This window comes from Amycolatopsis sp. cmx-11-12 (assembly GCF_046269425.1).
Lineage (GTDB): Bacteria > Actinomycetota > Actinomycetes > Mycobacteriales > Pseudonocardiaceae > Amycolatopsis.
Genome location: NZ_JADNQM010000025.1, coordinates 30,038 through 43,597, shown reverse-complemented (window position 1 = coordinate 43,597; position 13,560 = coordinate 30,038). Strand labels below are relative to the sequence as shown.

Genomic DNA, 13,560 nt, shown 5'->3' with positions numbered 1-13,560 from the left:
CTGTGAGGGCCTCCTTGCCTACCCTGAAGGTAGGGAAGGAGGCCTTCACGGACTACGCGATCGCCACCCGCAGGCCCAGCAACACCGCCAGCCCCAGCAGTCACAGCGGCTGCGCGTGAAGGCCCCCTTCCCAAGTACATGAAGGCCCCCTTCCTTGCGCCCAGATACAGGAAGGGGGCCTTCATGTACTTCAGGGGCGAGCAACGGCGGCGGCGTGGTGGGGCACGTCTCGTCAGCGGTAAGAGCGGCCAGAACCGTCCCTGCCACTCGCGAGACCCACGCGATTCCGCAGCCGTGACATGAGTCTCACCTCGCTCAAGTGGACACTCGGCTTCCGGCGGCACAAAGTGGAAGAACTGGGCGTCACGCTGGAGTGCGTCCGGGACGGAGGACACCATGGAGCCGTTGCCCGAAGACGGCGAACGGGACTGGGCCGAACCAGGCGTGTACACGGTTTCGCCGGGGGTCCACCGGATCCCGCTACCCCTGCCGCACGACGCCTTGCGCGCGGTCAACGTCTACGTCGTCACCGACGGCACCCGCCTGGTCCTCATCGACTCGGGCTGGGCGCTGGAGTCGGCGCGTGAGCGGCTTTCGCGCGGGTTGAAGGCGCTCGGCGCCGATCTCGGCGACATCGACGAATTCCTGATCACCCACGTGCATCGCGACCACTACACCCTCGCGGTGGAACTGCGTCGCGAGTTCGGCGGCAAGGTCGGGCTCGGGAAGCTGGAAGAGCCGTCCCTGGTGCGCTCCGGCGATCCCGACCGCTTCCCGATGGAGGCGCAGGTCGGCCTGCTCGAACGTTGTGGCGCGGCCCCGGTCGTCGAGGTGCTCGCCAAGGCCTTCGGAGGCGTCCGGCACACCGAGGCGCACCTGTGGGAGCAGCCCGACGAGTGGCTCAGTCCCGGCAAGCGCGCGATCGTGCCCGGCCGCGAGTTCGACATCGTGCACACGCCGGGCCACACCGCCGGACACGTCGTCTTCGTGGACGACGAAGCGGGGCTGGTGTTCTCCGGCGACCACGTGCTGCCGCACATCACGCCGTCCATCGGGTTCCAGCCGGTGCCCGCGGACCTGCCGCTGAGCGACTACCTCGACTCCCTGCGCCTGGTGCGCGAGATGCCGGACCGGCGCATGCTGCCCGCGCACGGCCGGGTGACCGACAGCGTCCACGCGCGCGTGGACGAACTGCTGGAGCACCACCGCGACCGGCTCGAAGTCATGGGCGCGGAGATCACCGCGGACGTCACGACGGCGTACGAGGTCGCACTGCGGTTGGGTTGGACACGCAAACTGCGCAAGCTCCCGGAGATGGACCCGTTCAACCAGATGCTCGCCGTCCTCGAGACCGGTTCGCATCTGGATCTGCTGGTGGCACAAGGGAAACTCACCGCGACCGAGACCGACGGGGTGCGACACTACGCGTCATGATCATCCGTCAAGCGCGCCGGGAAGACGTCGCGGCGATCGTCGGGATGCTCGCCGACGACCAGATCGGCAGCACCCGGGATTCCACTGACGACCTCACGCCGTATCTCAAGGCCTTCGAGGAGATCGACGCCGATCCGGCGCAGGTGCTGATCGTCGCCGACGACGCAGGGGAGGCCGTCGGCACGCTCCAGCTGTCGATCATTCCGGGCCTGGCGCGGAAAGGCGCGCTGCGCGGGCAGATCGAGGCGGTCCGGGTGCGGGCGAGCCATCGCGGCTCCGGGCTCGGCGGCGAGCTGATGACCTGGGCCATCGACGAATCCCGGCGACGGGGCTGCGCGCTCGTGCAGCTGACGTCAGATGTGAAACGCGAGGACGCGCACCGGTTCTACGAACGCCTCGGTTTCGAAGCGAGCCACACCGGCTTCAAACTGAAGTTCTGACCGCCCGCGTTTCGTCCTCTAGTTGCGGTAGTTGCGCGCAGCAACGACCGCAACTAGAGGACGAATTGCGGGAGTCAGCGGGTCCCCGAGATTTTCGCACTCCCCAACACGAGGTCTCCCTCAGCCGCATCGGTGCGGTAGAGGACGACGACCTGTCCCGGCGCGACGCCGCGCAGCGGCTCGCGCAGCTGGACAGTCACCTCGTCACCCGAAACCTCGGCGACGGCCTCGACGATCCCGCCGTGCGCACGCACCTGGACGACGCATTCGGTGGGCCCGTCCAGCGGCCGCTCGCTCGGCCAGATCGGGCGGTTCGCCTCGATCACGTTCACGCCGAGGTCCCGCGCGGAACCGACCTTCACGGTGCCCGAAACCGGCTCCAGCGAAAGCACGTAACGAGGCCGCCCGTCCGGCGCCGGCGCCTCGATGCCGAGTCCCTTGCGCTGCCCGACGGTGAACCCGTGCACGCCGGTGTGCTCACCGAGCACCGCGCCGGTCTCGGCGTCGACGAGCTGCCCGGGCCGCTGGCCGAGCCGCTTCTCCAGGAAGCTCTTCGTGTCCCCGTCCGGGATGAAGCAGATGTCGTGGCTGTCCGGCTTCTGCGCCACCGACAGGCCGCGGCTTTCGGCCTCGGCGCGCACGTCGGTCTTCCACGTGTCACCCAGCGGGAACAGCGAATGCCGCAGCTGCTCCGGGGTGAGCGAGGCCAGCACGTACGACTGGTCCTTGCCGGAGTCGACGCTGCGCCGCAGCTCCGGGACACCGTCCACAAGGGACAGCCGGGCGTAGTGCCCGGTGGCGACGGCGTCGAACCCGAGCGCCATCGCCTTGTCCAGCAACGCCTCGAACTTGATCTTCTCGTTGCAGGTGACACACGGGTTCGGGGTGCGGCCCGCCGCGTACTCGCCGACGAAGGTCTCGATGACCTCTTCGGTGAAGCGCTCGGCGAAGTCCCAGATGTAGAAGGGGATGCCGAGGATGTCGGCCGCGCGGCGCGCGTCACCGGAGTCCTCGATCGTGCAGCAGCCGCGGGAGCCGGTGCGCAGCGTGCCGGGCTTCGCCGACAGCGCCAGGTGCACGCCGACGACCTCGTGCCCGGCGTCCACGGCGCGCGCGGCGGCCACCGCCGAGTCCACTCCCCCGCTCATCGCGGCCAGTACGCGCATTTCCCTCACACCTCTTGCTTCTGCGTCGTCTGCTTGCGCATTCCCGCGAGTCCCGCCTGCCTCGCCCTGTCGACGACGCCCACGATCTCCCTCGAAACCGCTTCAACGTCTTCCGGCGTCGAGGTATGCCCGAGCGAGAACCGCAGCGACCCGCGCGCGGCCGCCGGATCGGCACCCATGGCCAGCAGCACGTGGCTCGGCTGCGCGACACCCGCGGTGCACGCCGATCCAGTGGAACATTCGATGCCCTTGGCGTCCAAGAGCATTAGCAGGCTGTCACCCGCGCAACCGGGAAAAGTGAAGTGGGCGTGCGTCGGAAGGCGCTCGCCCTCACCGCCGTTGAGCAAGGCGTCCGGCACCTCGCGCCGGACGGCCTCGATCAGGTCGTCCCGCAGCTCGGCGACGCGTTTGGCGTACTCCTCGCGGCCTTCGACCGTGGCCTTCACCGCGGTCGCGAACGCGATCACCGCGGGCACGTCGAGGGTGCCCGAACGCACACTGCGCTCCTGGCCACCGCCGTGCAGCACCGGCACGCACGCGGTGTCGCGCCCGAGCAGCAGCGCGCCGACGCCGTACGGGCCGCCGAGCTTGTGCGCGGTCAGGGTCAGCGCGGAAACGCCGCTCTCGGCGAAGTCGACCGGCACCGCGCCGACGGCCTGTACCGCGTCGGAGTGCAGCGGGATCTCGTGTTCGGCGCAGACGGCGGCGAGTCCGGCGATCGGGTTGACCGTGCCGACCTCGTTGTTCGCCCACATCACGGTGGCCAGCGCGACCGTCTCGGGGCTGTCGCCGATGGCGGCGCGCAACGCCTCCGGGGACACCCGGCCCGCCTGGTCGACCTCGACCCAGACGATCTCGGCACCCGCGTGCTGCTCCAGCCACTCGACGGAATCGAGGACGGCGTGGTGCTCGACAGTGCTGCACAACACCCGGCGGCGCTTCGGATCCTCGCCGTTGCGGGCCCAGAAGATGCCCTTGACCGCGAGGTTGTCGCTCTCCGTGCCGCCACCGGTGAAGATCACCTCGGACGGCCGGGCGCCCAGCGCCTCCGCGATCACCTCGCGGGCCTCTTCGACCTTGCGGCGGGCCCGGCGTCCCGAGGAATGCAGCGCGGAGGCGTTGCCCACTGTGGACAGCGCCTCGGACATCGCCGCTACGGCATCGGGCAACATCGGGGTCGTCGCCGCGTGGTCGAGATAGGTCATCGCCATACCAGGGTAGACCGCTCCGGGGCGTGACCAAGCCCACCCTTGGTCAGCGGGTGGCAGTGCTCATATCCGACGGCCACCGGCCGGTCAGCCGCACCCCGAGCAGCGCGATGCCGGTCAGCAGCACCGAAAGCACCAAGATCGCCACCGAAGGCTCCTTCGCCGACGCCAGCGAGGCGAGCAGAACTCCACCCAAACCGATGGTCAGGGCCGATCCGACCCAGTCGCCGAGTTGCAGCGCCGAGGTGTTGAAGCCGCGTTCGGCCTCCGGCGAGTAGCGCAGCAGCAAAACCGAGATCGCGGGCATCGCGATGCCCATCCCGGTGCCGCCGACGGCCGACGCCACGAACGCCATCCAGCCGGGGAACGACGGCAGCGGCACGAAGACGAAGATCGCCAGACCGGCCGCGACCAGCGCGAACCCGATCCGCAGGGACACCTCGCGCGACCAGTCGAGCATGCGGCCCTGCACCATCGACCCGGCCGACCAGCCCAGCGCGGTCACCGTCAGCGGCAGCCCGGCCAGCGCGGGGCTGTAGCCGTGGACCTCGGTCATCGTGAGCGGCAGGTAGGCCTCCATCCCGGCGTAAGCGCCCGCGATCAGCCCGCGGGAGGCGATCACTGTCGGCAACCCCGGCCGTGACGTCAGCGTGCCGGCTGGCAGGAGTTTGCGGAGCGCGTACGCCAGCGCGACCAGGCCGGCGCCGCCGTAAGCCAGCGCCGCGAGAGACGGGTGCTGCGCCGCCCAGGTGAGCGCGGCGACACCGAGGGCGGCGACCACCGCGGGCACCACCCCGGCGCGGCGCGCGGACTCGCCGGGCACGTGGGCCGGCAGCTTGCGCGTGACCAGGACCAGCAGTGCGAGCCCGATCCCGGTCAGCGGGATCAGCCCGAGGAAGACCCAGCGCCAGCCGACGCTCACGGTCAGCACGCCCGCGATCGAGGGCCCGATCACCGCGGGCAGCACCCAGGCGGCGGCGTTGGCGGCGTAGATCACCGGACGCTCGCGGTCGCTGAAGGTGAGCGCGATCAGCAGGGACACCGAGACCAGCAGGAGCCCAGCGCCGAAGCCCTGCAAGGCCCGGCCGAGCAGGAGCACCGGCATGTCGTGCGCGAGCCCGGCCACCAGGAGCCCGGACGCGAACAGCGCGGTACCGGCGAGCAGCGCGGGCGCCGGTCCTTTGCGGTCGCCGAGTCGTCCGGAAAGGACGGTCGCGACCACGCTGGCGACCAGGAACGTGGTGAAGGGCCAGGCGTACAGCGCGAGGCCATCGAGGTCGGCCACCATCGTCGGCATCGCGGTGGCGACACCCATGCTCTCGAACGCGATGAGCGTGACCATGAGCAGCAACCCGATCGTGGTCGCCCGGTGCTCCGGTGTCCAGAGCACACCCTTCGGCTTCGCCTTGTCCCCAGTGATCGTCATAGGGCAAGCGTGCTACCTCCAGTTGAGTGGAGGTCAAGCGCCGGCGGACTCCAGGCGCAGCTCCCGCGCCAGCATCGCGGCCTCGCCGCGTGACGTGACTTCCAGCTTCCCGAGGATCTTCCGCACGTGGAACTTCACCGTGTGCTCCGTCAATAGCAGCTCTTCGGCGATCTGCCGGTTCCGCTTCCCGCGCGCGATCCCGGCGAGAACCTCGAGTTCCCGTGAGTTCAGCCGGTCCAGCGGGCGCAGTTCCGGCATTTCCTGGACGCCCAGCGGCAGGACGGCGGTGATCGTCGCGCCCCAGCCGGGTACGGCGTCGACCTCCCAGCGGCCGCCGAGCGGGGTGATCCGCTCGGTGAGACCGGTGGCGGGCACGGCTCGGGCGACGTCCGGGCCGTCGTCGCGCACGGTGATCCGGAGGGCCTGCCCGTCGAGCTGCCAGGACGCCCGGACGCGGCCGCTGCCCCGCTCCAGCGCGGTGAGCACGAGACCGCGGGTGACCGTGCGCGCGGTGTGCGCGATGTCCTGCGGGAGCGGCCGGTCGTCGCCGGGCCCGGCGAGGTCGACGGTCACGTCGTTGTGGCGCACCAAGGGATCCAGCTGCGTGACGAGGGTGTCGAACGCCGACGACGCCGGTTCCGCCGAAAGCTCCTGGTCGCGGTCCGCGATCGAGCGCAGTTCGACCAGCGCGGCCGCGGCGAGGTCGGTCGCGGTCTGCCGGGCGGCGGCGTCGCCGAGCCTTCGGGACCGCAGCACCGAAAGGAGGGACGCCAACGTGGTCCCGTGGGTCTGCCCCAGATCGGTGATCGCCCGCGCCCGCGCGGTCGCCGCCGCGATGTTGCTCTCCAGTACCGCGGGCTCGGGATCGGTGGCGCGCTGGGCGGCGTTCACGCTGACGATGTCCCACAGCTTGGCGACGATCGCGAGCGCGCGGTCCGCGGGCGCGTCCTCGGTGGGAACGAGCGCGATCATCGCTCCTTTGCCGATCACCGGGGCCGACGTCAGGACGACGAGTTTCCGCCGCTTCCCGCCGAGCGTCTCCTCGGCCACCACGGCCTCGCCCGGGACGCCGAGCGCGGCGAGCCGCTGCAACTCCGCGCTCGTGACCGCGCCCACGATCACCGGGTCGCCGTCGACCTTGATCGGCAGGCGGGAGCAGTCGCCGGTCTCCATGGCGGCGGCGCGGTGCGGCAGGACGGCCGCGGCCGTCGCGGAAAACCGCGGCAGGAGTTCAGGGCGCGGAGCGGCGAGCATGTACTCGACCTGGCTCAGCACGTACAGCGGATCCGACCACTCGTCCATGACTCCACAGTAAGCGCGCTCTCGTTCCGTGACGCTGCTCGCCTGGCTAGCGAACACTGCTCGTCCGAGTGGTTCGGGCGGGGTCCGGGCGCCGGTTGACTGATCGCAGCGAAGAAATCCGAACCAGGAGTGAACATGCGAGCGATCACCATCACCCAGTACGGCGAACCGGACGTCCTGCGGTCGGCCGAGGTCCCACTGCCGGAGCCCGGCCCCGGCCAGGTACGGGTCGCGGTCAAGGCGGCAGGCGTCAACCCGATCGACTGGAAACTCCGGTCCGGCGCCATGGCGGAGGCCCGCCCGCTCGACTTCCCGCACATCCTCGGCCTGGAACTGGCTGGCGTGGTGGACGCGGTGGGCGAAGGCGCCGGATTCGCCGTCGGGGACGAGGTCTTCGGCTGGTCCGACACCGGGGCATACGCGGAGTACGCGCTGGCGACCAACGTCATCCGCAAACCCGCCGGACTTTCGTGGCCCGAAGCCGCCGCGCTGCCCATCGCCGGTGAGACGGCGTTGCGGGTGCTGGGCGAACTCGAGGTCAAACCGGGCGAAACCCTGGTGATCCACGGCGCGAGCGGCCAGGTCGGCCGGATCGCGACGCAGGCCGCCGTCGCACTAGGCGCCACGGTCATCGGACTCGCCGGAGCGTCGTCTCTGGACGAGGTGAAGGCGCTGGGCGCGGCTCCGGTCCAGTACGGCGACGGTTGGGTAGCGCGGGTCCGTGCGGTGGCGCCGAGCGGGGTGGACGCGGTGTTCGACGCGGCCGGATTCGGCGTCCTGGGTGACTCCGTCGACCTGCTCGGATCACCCGACCGGCTGGTCACCATCGCCGACCCGGCGGCCTTCGCGCAGGGGCTGCGGTTCTCAGCCGTCAGCACGGAAACCGCTGAGGTGCTCGAGGATCTGGTCGCGCGTGGGCTGAAGCTCAAGCTGGGGTCGGCTTACGGACTGGCGGATGTCGCGGAGGCGCACCGGGAGAGCGCGACCGGGCACGCGGGCGGGAAGATCACGCTGACCGTCGGCTGAGCCGAAGGGGACCATGCCCGCATAGGACGCGGTGAAGGGAGCTTTCACCACTTCCTATGCGGGGAAAGTCCCCTTCAGCCACTCGACCCCAGCTACCGCTGCGCCTTCACCCAGACGGGCGCGCGGCTTCGCGGCGCGCCCGTGTCAACCCCGGGATGAGATGAACGGGACTTTCATTGCAAATTTTGCAATGAAAGTCCCGTTCATAACACGCGAGAGTTACTGAGAGGGCACTTTCGCGACAGGCGCGACAGCAGGAGCCGAGACTGCGCGACGCCGCCGCGGCTGCACCGGGATCTGGATCTGCACTCGCCCGAGCGCCGCCTGCACCGCGGATTCCGCCAGCGCGGCCAGTTCCCGCCGGTCCGAAGCCTTACCCGGCGCGATTTCCGGGCACACGTGCACCTCCAGCACCAGACCGCGCAAAGCCGCGACCCGGCGCAGTGAAGCGATGAGCGACTCCGGCCCGATGAACGCCGGCTGCGTGGTCTCGCGACCGTCGGCGAGCCGGAAGCGCAGAGCCAGTGGCCGCACGGGGACACCGCCGTCGATCGCGGCCTGGAAGGTCGCCGAGCGGAACCGGCCCGACGCCAGACCGCACCAGGTGGTCCCCTCCGGTGTCACGCTGACGAGTGAACCACCGCGCATCGCGTCGGCCAGTTCGGCCATCGTCGCTGGCAGGCTCCGCAGGTTCTCACGGTCGAGGAAGATGCTGCCGCCGCGGCGCACCAGCAGGCCGAGCACCGGCCAGGCGCCGACCTCCTTCTTGGCCAGCGCCCGCATCGGCTGGATGGCGTTGACGGCGATGATGTCCAGCCACGAGATGTGGTTGTTCACCACCAGCGCGCCACGGCCGGGCACGGCGCGGAAACGCTCGTCGCCGCGCACCACGAGCCGGACCCCGAACGAGCGCAGGATGCCGACGAACAGCAGGCGCACCAACCGTTCCCGCGGCATACCGCGCAGCACGAGCACCAGCGGCGCGCTCAGGAAAGCGCCGAAGATGACGCCGATCGCCGCGGTGAACCGCAGCACGCGCCGGCCGAACGCCACCGTCGGCGCCCCTTCGCTCAGGCATCCGTCGCCGCACGGCGACTTCGGCATCCAGGCGTGAGTCATCCCTGCACTCCCAGGAAGAACTTGAGATACCGCTCGTCGACGTTGTGCAGATCCAGCAGGACGAAGAAGTCCGCGACGCCGAAGTCCTCGTCCAGCGCGGGCGGGCCGTAGATCTTGGCGCCCAGGCGCGTGTACCCCTTGATGAGCGGCGGCAGGATCGCCCGCGCGGGCCGCTCGACGCCCTCGGTCCGCCACGGGTTCAGCGGCGTGACCCGGAGCGACTCGTCCGCGTAGTGCTTGGCGCGCAGGACATCCCAGACGCCGGCCGCGTATTCCCCGCCGCCGGTCAGCGGCACGGAAGCGCAGCCCGCGAGGTATCGGTGCCCGGCCAGCAGCATGTAGCGTCCGATGCCCGCCCAGACGAGGCTCACGACGGCGCCGCTGCGGTGGTCGGGGTGCACACACGAGCGACCCGTCTCGACCAGCGAAGGACGCAGCGAATCGAGCGCCGTGAGGTCGAATTCGCTGTCGGAGTACAGCTTTCCGGCCCGCATCGCCCGATCGGGTGGCAGCATCCGGTACGTGCCCACGATCTCGCCGGTGTTGTCGTCGCGCACCACGAGGTGGTCGCAGAACTCGTCGAAGTAATCGACGTCGAGGCCGGGTTCGGGCGAATTGAGCTTCGCCCCCATTTCCTCGGCGAACACCTGGTAACGAAGGCGTTGCGCGGCAACGACTTCTTCGTTTCCGTTGGCCACGAGGAGTGAGTAACGCGGTGCGTCGGCCGGGAGTTCGACACCTGCCTGGTCAGTACTGACGAGGAGCTGTGACGTCGTCATGAACAAGGTCTACCCCTCGGGGGGTACCAACGACAATGCGCCCGATGGCCGAATAGTGCACGTTCAGTTAATTGCGGGTTCTCAGGCTTCTCTCAGGGTGGAACATCACTTTCGGATCACAGAAAAGGGGCCGTCCGGGAAATAGATCCCGGACGGCCCCTTCAGGGTGAAACTCAGCCCTTGCGCTTCTGGACCTCTTCGGTCAGCTGCGGCGCGACGTTGAACAGGTCGCCCACCACACCGAAGTCGGCGATCTCGAAGATCGGCGCCTCGGCGTCCTTGTTGACCGCGATGATGGTCTTCGAGGTCTGCATACCGGCCCGGTGCTGGATGGCGCCGGAGATGCCCAGCGCGATGTACAGCTGCGGCGAGACCGTCTTACCGGTCTGGCCGACCTGGAACTGCGCCGGGTAGTAGCCCGAGTCGACGGCGGCGCGGGAAGCGCCGACGGCCGCGCCGAGCGAGTCGGCCAGCGACTCGACGACGTCGAACTTGTCGGCCGAGCCGACACCGCGGCCGCCGGAGACGACGACCGAGGCCTCGGTCAGCTCCGGCCGGTCGCCGCCGACGATCGGCTCGACGCCGGTGATCTTGGCGGACTTCGCCGGGTCACCCGCGGGGACCTCGACGGTCTCCTCGGCGGCCGCACCCTCGGCCTGGGACGCCTCGACCGCGCCGGGGCGGACCGAGATGACCGGGACACCCTTGGTGGCCTTGGACTTGACGGAGAACGCGCCACCGAAGATGGACTGGTCGACGCTGCCGTCGCTGTTCACGCCGACGGCGTCGTACAGCAGACCGGAGCCGAGGCGGACCGCGACACGAGCGGACACCTCCTTGCCCTCGGCGCTGGCCGCGACGAGCACGGCGGCCGGGGAGGACCGCTGGGCGAGCGCGGCGAGGACGTCCACCTTGGGGGTGACCAGGAAGCCGGTGGCGTTGTCACCTTCGGCGACGTACACCTTGGCGGCGCCGTGCGCGGCGAGGGCTTCCTTCGCCTTGGCGGCGGTGCCGGTCGGGCCGACGACGACCGCGGACGGCTCACCCAGCTCACGAGCGGCGGTCAGCAGCTCGAGCGTGACCTTCTTGACTTCACCGTCGACGTGGTCGACGAGGACGAGTACTTCAGCCATTTCCCTATTCCTCCTCGAAACCTGTCTCAGATGAGCTTCTGCGCGACCAGGTAGGCGGCCACCTTGCTGCCGCCGTCACCCTCGTCCTCGACGCGCTCACCGGCGGTGCGCGGCGGCTTCGGGGAGGCTTCGAGCACCGACGACCAGGCGTTGCCGAGGCCGACCTCGCCCGCGTCGAGGCCGAGGTCCGCGATGGTCAGCGTCTCGACCGGCTTCTTCTTCGCGGCCATGATGCCCTTGAAGGAGGGGTAGCGCGGCTCGTTGATCTTCTCGCCGACGCTCACCACCGCGGGCAGGTTCGCCTCGAGGTGCGTGACGCCGTCCTCGGTGTAGCGGTCGGCCTTGATCGAGGTGCCGTCGACGGTCAGCTCGTTCACGTGGGTCAGCTGCGGCAGGCCGAGCAGCTCGGCGATGATCGCCGGCACGGCGCCACCGCGGCCGTCGGAGGCCTCGTTACCGGTGATGACCAGGTCGTAGCCTTCGACCTTCGAGATCGCGGCGGCCAGCACCTTGGCGGTGGCGATCGCGTCGGAGCCGTGGAGCGCGGCGTCGGAGACGTGGATGGCCTTGTCGGCACCCATGGACAGCGCCTTGCGGATCGCGTCGGTCGCGCGGTCGGGACCCACCGAGACGACGGTGACCTCACCCTCGCCGGCTTCCTTGATCTTCAGGGCTTCTTCGACGGCCTTCTCGTTGATCTCGTCGAGCACGGCGTCGGCGGATTCGCGGTCAAGAGTGTTGTCGGCACCGGAGAGCTTCCGCTCCGAATAGGTGTCCGGTACCTGCTTGACCAGGACAACGATGTTCGTCATGGGTCTACTTCGACCTCCCGTTAGTGGCCGGCGTCGGCCACGGGGCAACAGCTCTACTGGCCGGTAGATTAGGGCCATTTCCGCGCCGCGGCCCGCCGAGGTGACCTCATTCACCTGGATGCACGTTTTACTGGGACCATCGTCCAGGTATTTCACCCGGAAGTGAGTGTAACCGGCCGACTAACCCGAACGGCCGTATTCCGGGGTACTCCCGGCGAGGGTGACGGGCTAACGTGCCCCACCATGCGTTCCATGCCCGGCCCTGTCGCCGTGATCACGGACTCGACCGCCTGCCTTCCCGTTCCGGTCGCCGAACGCTGGGGAATCGGCGTAGTTCAGGTCCAATTGCAGGTCGGCGAGCAGTTCGACGAGGAGAACCGCTACGACCGCGACGAAGTCATCGGTCAGCTGCGCGCCGGGACGCCGGTGAAGACGGCGCCTCCCGAGGTCGCCGCGTTCTTCTGGGCGTTCCAGGACGCCGCGAGCAAGGGCGCCTCGGCGATCGTCAGCATCCACATCTCGGGACGCATGTCGGAGACGGTGAACGCCGCCCGCGAGGCCGCCCAGCAAGTGAACATCCCGGTCCACGTCCTCGACAGCGGGACCACCGGGATGAGCCTCGGTTTCGCGGCGACCTCGGCGGCCAAGGTCGCCGCCGCGGGCGGGCAGGCCACCCGCGTCATCGACGCGGCCGAACGCCGGTTCCGCGCCAGCCGGGAAATCCTCTACGTCGACACGCTGGAGTTCCTGCGGCGCGGCGGCCGGATCGGCGCGGCGCAGGCCTTCCTCGGTTCCGCGTTCTCGATCAAACCCCTGCTGACGCTGAAGAACGGCGAGGTCGCCCCGCTGACCCGGGTGCCGGGTCAGCGTCGGGCGCTCAACAAACTCGTCGACCTCGCGGTGGAATGCGCGGGCGACCAGGACGTCGAAATCGCCATCACCCGATTCGGCCCGGACGAACGCGACCTCGAGATCGGCGGGCGGCTGCGGGCGCGGCTGCCACATATGGTCGACAGCACCCTGGTGGACGCGAGCATGATCCTCGGCGCCCACCTCGGGCCCGGCGCCATCGGCATCACGGTGTCGCCGGTGTAGCCCGCTTGCCGGGGATCAGCACCAGTACCAGCGGGAGCACCGCGCCCAGCGCCGTCGTCGCGACGATGAGCACCTGGTCCACCGGCTCGAAGTGCGAGACGTGGCCGAGGTGGTAGAGGAAGTGCGGCAGTCCGAAGAGGAAGGTCGCGAGCGCCGCGAGCCTGGCCACGGCCGTCGTCCCGATCACGGCGGCGCCGATCAGGATGGCGGCGAGAGCCAGGTTGAGGCCGCCGAAGTCGCGGAGCAGGTGTTCGTTGAAGGGGCCGTCCATCGCCACCCAGCCGGTGCGGAAGCCGGGGAAATTCCGGTAGAACCCCTCCGGGCTGAGCAGCGGCCACAGCCCGACCGGCAGTTCGATCAGGCCGAAGACGACGAGCAGTACGCGAGTGATTGTCCGTTGCATACCTCCTGGACTGGACAGCGCCGCGAAACGTGACACCGTCGCAAGTAGTCCTCTAGTTGCGGTCCCACTCCGCCACCAAGCAGCGAACACGCGTGCTTGGGCGGCGAACTCGCGTGATCGAACGGTGATCTCACGTGATTGGGCGGAGATCACGTGAGATCTCCGCCCAATCACGCGAGTTCGCCGTCCAGACACGCGAGATCTCCGGCTGGTCACA

Annotated in this window: 13 protein-coding genes; 4 read left to right on the top strand and 9 right to left on the bottom strand. The window is 69.6% G+C overall.

Features of this window, described 5'->3' with window-relative positions; genetic code table 11:
• Nucleotides 1-396 precede the first annotated feature (396 nt).
• Entirely contained in the window at nt 397-1,434 is a 1,038-nt protein-coding gene (locus ACLARN_RS29165; protein ID WP_409494672.1) for an MBL fold metallo-hydrolase, read from the top strand.
• On the top strand, nt 1,431-1,874 hold the full coding sequence (locus ACLARN_RS29160) for an N-acetyltransferase family protein (protein ID WP_409494671.1): 444 nt from the start codon (nt 1,431-1,433) through the stop codon (nt 1,872-1,874). The genes ACLARN_RS29165 and ACLARN_RS29160 overlap by 4 nt, the downstream gene beginning before the upstream one ends.
• A 74-nt stretch (nt 1,875-1,948) precedes the next feature.
• On the opposite strand, the gene mnmA is transcribed toward ACLARN_RS29160, so the two are convergent.
• Genes mnmA through ACLARN_RS29140 form a run of 4 tightly spaced genes read right to left on the bottom strand, consistent with a single transcriptional unit; the run spans nt 1,949 to nt 6,976 of the window.
• Nucleotides 1,949-3,040 (bottom strand): tRNA 2-thiouridine(34) synthase MnmA, encoded by a 1,092-nt coding sequence (gene mnmA, locus ACLARN_RS29155; RefSeq protein WP_409494670.1) that lies wholly within the window; start codon nt 3,038-3,040, stop codon nt 1,949-1,951.
• 5 nt (nt 3,041-3,045) lie between these two features.
• Entirely contained in the window at nt 3,046-4,245 is a 1,200-nt protein-coding gene (locus ACLARN_RS29150; RefSeq protein WP_409494758.1) for a cysteine desulfurase family protein, read from the bottom strand.
• A 49-nt stretch (nt 4,246-4,294) separates the two neighbouring features.
• Nucleotides 4,295-5,674, bottom strand: a complete 1,380-nt coding sequence (locus ACLARN_RS29145) for an MFS transporter (protein ID WP_409494669.1) — start codon at nt 5,672-5,674, stop codon at nt 4,295-4,297.
• Between the two features lie 33 nt (nt 5,675-5,707).
• Complete coding sequence (locus ACLARN_RS29140; protein WP_409494668.1) at nt 5,708-6,976, bottom strand: LuxR C-terminal-related transcriptional regulator; 1,269 nt, start codon at nt 6,974-6,976, stop codon at nt 5,708-5,710.
• A gap of 135 nt (nt 6,977-7,111) precedes the next feature.
• On the opposite strand from ACLARN_RS29140, the gene ACLARN_RS29135 reads away from it, so the two are divergent.
• On the top strand, nt 7,112-8,002 hold the full coding sequence (locus ACLARN_RS29135) for an NADP-dependent oxidoreductase (protein ID WP_409494667.1): 891 nt from the start codon (nt 7,112-7,114) through the stop codon (nt 8,000-8,002).
• A gap of 219 nt (nt 8,003-8,221) precedes the next feature.
• On the opposite strand, the gene ACLARN_RS29130 is transcribed toward ACLARN_RS29135, so the two are convergent.
• The 4 genes from ACLARN_RS29130 to ACLARN_RS29115 all read right to left on the bottom strand — a co-directional run bounded on the left by ACLARN_RS29130 (nt 8,222) and on the right by ACLARN_RS29115 (nt 11,845).
• A complete protein-coding gene (locus ACLARN_RS29130; protein ID WP_409494666.1) occupies nt 8,222-9,121 on the bottom strand; it encodes a lysophospholipid acyltransferase family protein in 900 nt (299 codons plus the stop codon).
• A complete protein-coding gene (locus ACLARN_RS29125; protein WP_409494665.1) occupies nt 9,118-9,900 on the bottom strand; it encodes a GNAT family N-acetyltransferase in 783 nt (260 codons plus the stop codon). Before ACLARN_RS29125 ends, ACLARN_RS29130 begins: the two co-directional genes overlap by 4 nt.
• Nucleotides 9,901-10,073: 173 nt before the next feature.
• Nucleotides 10,074-11,033 carry an electron transfer flavoprotein subunit alpha/FixB family protein gene (locus ACLARN_RS29120; protein WP_409494664.1) on the bottom strand — a complete coding sequence of 320 codons (960 nt, stop codon included), beginning with the start codon at nt 11,031-11,033 and terminating at the stop codon, nt 10,074-10,076.
• A 26-nt stretch (nt 11,034-11,059) separates the two neighbouring features.
• Nucleotides 11,060-11,845 (bottom strand): electron transfer flavoprotein subunit beta/FixA family protein, encoded by a 786-nt coding sequence (locus ACLARN_RS29115; protein WP_409494663.1) that lies wholly within the window; start codon nt 11,843-11,845, stop codon nt 11,060-11,062.
• A gap of 243 nt (nt 11,846-12,088) precedes the next feature.
• On the opposite strand from ACLARN_RS29115, the gene ACLARN_RS29110 reads away from it, so the two are divergent.
• A complete protein-coding gene (locus tag ACLARN_RS29110; RefSeq protein ID WP_409494662.1) occupies nt 12,089-12,940 on the top strand; it encodes a DegV family protein in 852 nt (283 codons plus the stop codon).
• Here ACLARN_RS29110 and ACLARN_RS29105 read toward each other — a convergent pair.
• Nucleotides 12,921-13,343: a hypothetical protein gene (locus ACLARN_RS29105; protein ID WP_409494661.1), complete on the bottom strand. Its 423-nt coding sequence runs from the start codon at nt 13,341-13,343 to the stop codon at nt 12,921-12,923. The two genes, ACLARN_RS29110 and ACLARN_RS29105, sit on opposite strands and share 20 nt — an antisense overlap.
• Nucleotides 13,344-13,560: the final 217 nt, after the last annotated feature.

Excerpts from the sequence above, each read along its gene's own strand:
- ACLARN_RS29165 (WP_409494672.1), top strand. The coding sequence starts at position 397 with ATGGAGCCGTTGCCCGAAGACGGCGAACGGGACTGGGCCGAACCAGGC.
- ACLARN_RS29160 (WP_409494671.1), top strand. The coding sequence starts at position 1,431 with ATGATCATCCGTCAAGCGCGCCGGGAAGACGTCGCGGCGATCGTCGGG.
- mnmA (WP_409494670.1), bottom strand. The coding sequence starts at position 3,040 with ATGCGCGTACTGGCCGCGATGAGCGGGGGAGTGGACTCGGCGGTGGCC.
- ACLARN_RS29150 (WP_409494758.1), bottom strand. The coding sequence starts at position 4,245 with ATGACCTATCTCGACCACGCGGCGACGACCCCGATGTTGCCCGATGCC.
- ACLARN_RS29145 (WP_409494669.1), bottom strand. The coding sequence starts at position 5,674 with ATGACGATCACTGGGGACAAGGCGAAGCCGAAGGGTGTGCTCTGGACA.
- ACLARN_RS29140 (WP_409494668.1), bottom strand. The coding sequence starts at position 6,976 with ATGGACGAGTGGTCGGATCCGCTGTACGTGCTGAGCCAGGTCGAGTAC.
- ACLARN_RS29135 (WP_409494667.1), top strand. The coding sequence starts at position 7,112 with ATGCGAGCGATCACCATCACCCAGTACGGCGAACCGGACGTCCTGCGG.
- ACLARN_RS29130 (WP_409494666.1), bottom strand. The coding sequence starts at position 9,121 with ATGACTCACGCCTGGATGCCGAAGTCGCCGTGCGGCGACGGATGCCTG.
- ACLARN_RS29125 (WP_409494665.1), bottom strand. The coding sequence starts at position 9,900 with ATGACGACGTCACAGCTCCTCGTCAGTACTGACCAGGCAGGTGTCGAA.
- ACLARN_RS29120 (WP_409494664.1), bottom strand. The coding sequence starts at position 11,033 with ATGGCTGAAGTACTCGTCCTCGTCGACCACGTCGACGGTGAAGTCAAG.
- ACLARN_RS29115 (WP_409494663.1), bottom strand. The coding sequence starts at position 11,845 with ATGACGAACATCGTTGTCCTGGTCAAGCAGGTACCGGACACCTATTCG.
- ACLARN_RS29110 (WP_409494662.1), top strand. The coding sequence starts at position 12,089 with ATGCGTTCCATGCCCGGCCCTGTCGCCGTGATCACGGACTCGACCGCC.
- ACLARN_RS29105 (WP_409494661.1), bottom strand. The coding sequence starts at position 13,343 with ATGCAACGGACAATCACTCGCGTACTGCTCGTCGTCTTCGGCCTGATC.